8 protein-coding genes are annotated in these 6,450 nt (G+C 43.5%); 7 read left to right on the top strand and 1 reads right to left on the bottom strand.

Annotation, left to right across the window (positions count from 1 at the left end; genetic code table 11):
* Positions 1 to 92 precede the first annotated feature (92 nt).
* The 7 genes from JX312_RS07555 to JX312_RS07525 all read left to right on the top strand — a co-directional run bounded on the left by JX312_RS07555 (position 93) and on the right by JX312_RS07525 (position 5,854).
* On the top strand, positions 93 to 326 hold the full coding sequence (locus JX312_RS07555; RefSeq protein ID WP_204457578.1) for a hypothetical protein: 234 nt from the start codon (positions 93 to 95) through the stop codon (positions 324 to 326).
* 61 nt (positions 327 to 387) lie between these two features.
* On the top strand, positions 388 to 834 hold the full coding sequence (locus JX312_RS07550) for a PH domain-containing protein (protein ID WP_204457577.1): 447 nt from the start codon (positions 388 to 390) through the stop codon (positions 832 to 834).
* 85 nt (positions 835 to 919) lie between these two features.
* On the top strand, positions 920 to 1,240 hold the full coding sequence (locus JX312_RS07545) for a helix-turn-helix transcriptional regulator (RefSeq protein WP_204457576.1): 321 nt from the start codon (positions 920 to 922) through the stop codon (positions 1,238 to 1,240).
* An 8-nt stretch (positions 1,241 to 1,248) separates the two neighbouring features.
* Positions 1,249 to 2,595, top strand: a complete 1,347-nt coding sequence (locus JX312_RS07540) for a type II toxin-antitoxin system HipA family toxin (protein ID WP_204457575.1) — start codon at positions 1,249 to 1,251, stop codon at positions 2,593 to 2,595.
* 120 nt (positions 2,596 to 2,715) lie between these two features.
* Positions 2,716 to 3,750, top strand: a complete 1,035-nt coding sequence (locus JX312_RS07535; RefSeq protein WP_204457574.1) for a Fic family protein — start codon at positions 2,716 to 2,718, stop codon at positions 3,748 to 3,750.
* Positions 3,751 to 3,822: 72 nt separating this feature from the next.
* Positions 3,823 to 5,367, top strand: a complete 1,545-nt coding sequence (locus JX312_RS07530; protein ID WP_204457573.1) for a DUF1186 domain-containing protein — start codon at positions 3,823 to 3,825, stop codon at positions 5,365 to 5,367.
* Positions 5,368 to 5,548: 181 nt separating this feature from the next.
* Positions 5,549 to 5,854: a tyrosine-type recombinase/integrase gene (locus tag JX312_RS07525; protein ID WP_239653851.1), complete on the top strand. Its 306-nt coding sequence runs from the start codon at positions 5,549 to 5,551 to the stop codon at positions 5,852 to 5,854.
* A gap of 107 nt (positions 5,855 to 5,961) precedes the next feature.
* On the opposite strand, the gene JX312_RS07520 is transcribed toward JX312_RS07525, so the two are convergent.
* A partial coding sequence (locus JX312_RS07520; RefSeq protein WP_204457572.1) for an IS982 family transposase occupies positions 5,962 to 6,450 on the bottom strand: 489 nt, incomplete at its 5' end.

The raw sequence follows: 6,450 nt of genomic DNA, 5'->3' as shown, positions 1-6,450 counted from the left end.
TTTCTTGCAATTAGGCAAGAATCCATGTCGTTTTTTTATGCCTCTGTCTCAGGAAATCATTACTTGCGAAACTTAAATAAATAATATAATTTATGGCTATTTATAAAGTACGTATCAATAATGATTCAAATACAATCACGTATAAAACCAATTCTACAATCCTCGCAACTGTTGAATACCAGCCTGAAATTGACAAATATATTGTGTCAACTCCAGCAGGATTGATTGAAGCTAACACTCTTGAAGATGCCGATTACGTTGCCAGAATAAGAATTTCAGATTTCCTTGCATCTTTCGGAGTAGTCCCTAATTTTATAGCGGAATGACAATATGCCTCTCCTCTTTCTCGATTAAGTAACATTGTCGGTATAGTAACACGAAATCATTATGGAAAAGTTTGGAGGCACGAAGTATAACTCGATGTGGGATGGGTCAACATGGCTCATGTTGGGGCTTGTGGCGGCTTGCTGTCTTGTGCCTTGTTTCATAGACCATAGCCTATGGTTGGTCACACTGTGTCTGGCGATGTTGGCATTTGTGCTGCTTACTTTTCAGGGCATATACTACCGGATTGACGGGGATAAGCTCATAGTGTATTCGTTCTTCATTCCAACCGCTTACCCGATTGACAAAATCAAGGAAATCAAACCGACCAAGAGTGTGCTATCGGCTCCGGCAACATCGTTGTCTCATCGCTTGGCAATCACTTTCACCGACCGGCAGATTCTCAAAAGCTCCATTCCTCTCATTATATCGCCCGTGCGTCAAGAGGAATTTATCCAACATCTTCTCTCTATCAATCCTGAAATACGCAATAATGTGCGCAATAAATAAATTTGGTCGTATGGGATTTTATGTCTAATATTTGTAAATATCAATCTGTGGAATGTATACTGACATATTAGGCATAGATATCTTTATGGTGATATTTACAAACAAATCATTAGCTACGCCAGATGTAATCAGGAATCTCGGCATGAGGTTTCGCGACTACAGGTTGCGGTTGCGCATGACCCGTAAAGAGGTTTCCGAAGCGGCATCTATCGGCATGACCACACTTTATAGATTTGAGTCCGGGAATATGACTGACATTTCGTTCAGTACTCTGCTGAGACTATTGAAGGCAATAGGTCTTGGGGAGAACTGGGATATACTGCTGCCAGAATTGCCCGAATCACCTTATATGTATAACGACAATGAGAAAAAGGCGCAACGTGTTCGCCATTCCTCGAAAAAATAATTACTGGCATGAAATATTTGAAAGTCAATCTATGGGGGCAGGAAATCGGACGGCTCGTGTGGGATTCAGCCACGAGACGTACATATTTTACATACAACCGTGAGCTGAAAAACAGTATTCCTGACATTGCTCCGCTACTTTATCCTGCGAAAAATAGAAATATTCTTTTGCCTATATATGGGGATGACCGGCCTGTTTACCAGGGTCTCCCTCCGTTTATTGTTGATTCGTTACCCGATTCTTGGGGCAACACCTTATTTGACAAGTGGGTGAAGGACAATAAAATACCACGCAATAAAGTTACGCCACTGTATAAACTGATGTTCATTGGCACGCGAGGGATGGGGGCTTTGGAATATGAGCCTTATGCTGCCGATCTTACACATACCCGCACAATCGACATCAAATCGCTGTACGATATTTCTCTGAAAATTCTCGAAGACCGAGAAAACACAGTTCTGAATGCTGACGAGGAACTGACATTGCAGGCATTGCTTGTTGTGGGAACATCAGCCGGTGGTCGCCAGATGAAGGCAATTATCGCCATTAATGATAAAACTGGTGAAATTCGGTCGGGTCAAACAGATGGGCTCGAATGTTTTGAATATTATATCTTGAAGTTTGGTGACAAATCCATGCCTATGGCTGAAATTGAAACTGCATATTACAACATGGCAGTTGAAGCCGGAATCGAAATGGAGGAGTGTAGATTATTGCCGATAGATGGTATCAACCATTTTCTGACCAAACGTTTCGACAGGAAGAACGGCAAGAAGATTCATGTTCAGACTTTGGCAGCCATAAACCCCGAGGCACGAAGCTATGAAGACCTCATTGCGACCTGTCGTGAACTATCAATCTCCGAATCTGAGATTGAGCAGATCTTCACGCGGATGGTTTTTAATGTCATGGCCAACAATACTGATGACCATAACAAAAACTTCTCATTCCTACTTGAAGAGGATGGGAAATGGCGGATGTCACCGTCATACGATACGACATTCATATTCAACACAAAAGGTACAGGTCCTAATATCGAGCGTAGATTGAGCATTGGAGGAGAAATAAGTGATATTTCCAAGACTGACCTACTCGATTTTGCAAAACAGTATGATATAAAGAATGCCAACGCAATCATAAACCGCGTAGCCGAGACAATTTCAAAATTCGGCGAATACGCTGAACGATGCCATATCTCTCAACCATGGCGTGGTATAATACAAAAGACACTGAAAGACAATCTTATTGCGTTTGGTTATATCTCCAAAGACGATGATATCGGAAAATCCTTGTGCGATATGCACGGAAGAACTATCACTGTCCGATTGGCTGAAATCCTGTTCCCTCCGGAATAGATAGAGGCTACAATTCACACGAATCGCGACAAAAACAAGGAATCTAAGCAAGAAATCACGCCATATTATCGCGATTATTCAAGGATTTTTACTAATTTTGTCGTGATAAGGCTACAGCACATGACTATTGAAATAGAAATATTGCAATATTTGCACTACAATCCTCTTACCAAAAGGTCGGATATCCTGCCTTCTCTATCAAAACAGGTTAGCGATAGAACTCTTATGCGTATGATTGCCGATGGTGTCGCTAAAGGGCACATAGAGGTTGTAGGTCGTGGACCGGCTACTCGTTATAGACTTACTCCGCAGGCTCATGTGACTATGGAGTTGAATCTTGACACATACTTTGATAAGGATGTCGACGAGCGTCAGGTGCTGGAATCGTTCAATTTTGAGCTCATAAATGAAATACTTCCAAAAGTGGATTTATTTACCGATGAGGAACTGCAACGTCTTGATGATACACGGCAACTCTTCCGTCAGCACCTTTCGGAGATGTCTGAGTTGGAATATCGCAAAGAGATGGAACGTCTCGGAATCGATTTGTCATGGAAATCTTCGCAGATAGAGGGCAACACTTATTCTTTACTTGAAACAGAAAGGCTGCTGAAAGAGAAACAGACGGCAAGCGGTAAGACAAAAGAGGAGGCCGTGATGCTCCTCAATCATAAGGATGCTCTTGATTTTATTCTTGATGTGCCGGACTATCTTAAAGATTTGACAGTCGCCCGTATCGAGGAGATTCAAGCGATACTTACAAAAGAATTAGGCGTTGAGAGGAGCATCCGTCACCGTCGTGTCGGTATAACCGGAACAAACTACACTCCGCTTGACAATGAGTTTCAGATCCGTGAAGCTCTTGAAGATACAGTGCGACTAATCAACGGCAAGAGCAATATCTTCGAGAAAGCCCTGCTCGCACTCGTTTTACTCAGCTATATACAGGCGTTCACCGACGGCAACAAACGCACAGCCCGAATAGTGAGCAACGGTATTCTCATCGCCAACGGCTATTGCCCGATTTCATTCCGCACGGTGGATTCAATCGACTACAAAAAGGCAATGCTGATGTTCTACGAGCAGAACAATATCGCAGCCTTCAAACGCATCTTCATCGACCAATTCCTCTTCGCCGTCAAGACTTACTTTTAGAAAATTTATATGGAACGGTAATCAATCTCTCTTTCAAATTTGTTTCAACTATAACCACATTTCAAGATTATCATGGCAAAGAAAAAATCCAAGAATAACAGCAAGGGACAAAAGCAGCCCGCACTTTCTCCATATCGGTTCATGCGTGAAAAAGCGCGAACCCTGCCAGTTGGCAAATGTTATATCGCTCCTCCTGATTGGCAGGAATCCGGAATGGCACATATCGTAGTCACACGAGTGCGTCCGAGCGGCAATCTGGTTATGGCTTCTTTCCTCGTTGATACATTCTGTCTGGGTGTGAAGGATGCCAATTATCACGAAAACATGACTCCATCTGATTTTGAAGAGTACCTGAACAACTATAGGAAAGGTATGGGACTTGAAGAAATCAGTTACAACGAAGCCCACAATATCATCTACGGAGCAATCGCCTTCGCAGAGGATGGTGGCATAAAGCCTAATAAAGAGTTTGATCCTGCCGGATATATTCTCGAAGAAGATACCGAGGACATTCCGCTAATAGAATATGATTTCGGTAAAAACGGAAAACATTTCCTTATTGTCCATCCAGACAAAAAAGAAATGCCATTTTACCATATCCTTAAGAAGAATCTTGGCGATGATTTTGAGTTTGTCATACCATACGGCGATGAAGACGATGAAGATGACTTTGAGGATGACTTTGAAGATGATGAATACACTCCGTTATCCAGAATAGACTCAGATACCATAAAAAAGGCTCTGGACGGTATGCTAAAAATGAAACAGGAATCAGACCGTCATCCCGATGAGGAATACACCTATCAATACCCCGACTATCCTCAGACGCTTTCCGTCAAGAATCAGTTTATAGCGGATGAGCTGCTTTCGCCTGATAATTACAGCTGTCTGCCCCGTGAGATCATCGACCGCATACTTGCTCTGCCGAAGGACGAAGCGGCACAAGACATCAGCAACGTCATACTCTATTCCATTGGCAAAACATATAAGGGCATCAATGATGATACAATCGAGAGTTGGAACAACAGTGCTATTATGCACTCGCTCATACTTCTCGCCCAACTTCAAAGCGACAAAGGTCTTGATGCAGTTCTTGAGATTATGCGACAGACCGATGAGTTTGCCGACTATCATCTTGGCGACCTGACTCCGGAACTACTACACCCTGCTCTTTATGCGTGTGGCAAGGATAATATCACCGCAATAGAAGCGTATCTGAATCAAGCCGGACTGGACTCATATCTCCGCTCACAGGCACCCGATGCTTTAGCAATGATAATCTTCAATCAGCCGGAAAGACGTGGTGAAATTATCGAAGTGTTCCGACGACTTCTGAACAAGATGGTTTCAAATCTTCCTGTTCAGAGAGCTTGTGACGGCACATTCGCCGGTTTTGTGATGAGCAATCTGATGGACATAGACGCGAAGGAACTCATCCCCGAAATCAAAGCCACATTCGCAACAGATTGTGTGAATAAGACCATAGCCGGAGGCTGCAAAGAAGTCATCAGGGATATTGAGCGTGGTCGAGGTGCAATAAGCGAATACAAATATCAGATTCCTGACATATATGAGCAATATGAGAGTCTCAAAAAATTCATAACGAAACCTGAATAGTCCCGTTTTGTACGCTCATCTGTATATCAGTAAATTAACCGCTTCTGCATCGGCAAATGACCGACAGTTAAAGACAGGTGACTATAAGTTGAAATAATAGTCAAGGCGTTCAGTTTGAGCGCCTTTTCTTTTGCCCGAATATTGCCAGAGTAATCGGTAGAACCCGTCTATAGAGGCCACTTTGCCGGTAAGTGAAGAGGCTCTGAGATATTGTGGTGAGCGTGGTGAAGGGCTTATCTTCAAAGGCTTCCGCCGCTCAATGGCACAACAGCCATTCAAGAAATGGGTCAAGGCAGCAGGCATTGAGAGAAAGCTCTCGTTCCACTGTCTTCGCCATTCGTTTGCTACGCTCCTTATCTCGCTGGGTATCGATGTATCTGTAGTATCAAAGATGTTTACCCATCGTAGCGTAAAAACCACTATGATCTACGCCGATGTCGTAAGCGAGAAGAAACGCGAGACATCCAACGCCATTACTATGAAATAATAACGCGAGTTCGGGATAAGAACTTTATGATTTTCAACCAAGCAAAAGACATAGAGTATTGGGCGGCCTTTCAAGGTCGCCTGATTTATTTGTACAGTTTGGTGTTGTTAATCCCAGAGGACAAGCTGCCCGTTTGACTCGGGTACCTCAAAGTCGAAGTTCACTTCCGGCTTTGTGGCGAAGAAACAATACGCCCCCATTGCCGCAAGCAGGTTCATGAGGAAGTTGTGTACACTACGATGGCGGGAGTGGACGAGCTGCGCCACATTCTTCAGCATGTCGTTTATGGATTCGATGATGCTCCTTTTACGAAGCATCATCCTGTCATAGAACGGCATGAGACGCTGTTTCATGTTCGAGCGAAGACCTGTCACAATATGTATGCCATCATCCCAAAGATGCCCGAAAAGAGACTGCGATATATATCCCTTGTCAGCGTATAGTTTTCCAAACACCCTGTCAGTCAGTGTGTCGATGACTGCCTCATTGCGGTCGTCCACATTGGCACGTGTCAATACGAAGTTGATCAGTTCCCCTTTTTCGTTACATAGCAGATGCAGCTTGAAGCCTACATACCATCCCATCGTACNCTTACC

It is taken from the genome of Barnesiella sp. CU968 (assembly GCF_905219685.1).
Classification (GTDB): domain Bacteria; phylum Bacteroidota; class Bacteroidia; order Bacteroidales; family Muribaculaceae; genus Lepagella; species Lepagella muris_A.
The sequence above is the reverse complement of the archived record's forward strand: the minus strand, read 5'-3'. Positions and strand labels throughout refer to the sequence as shown.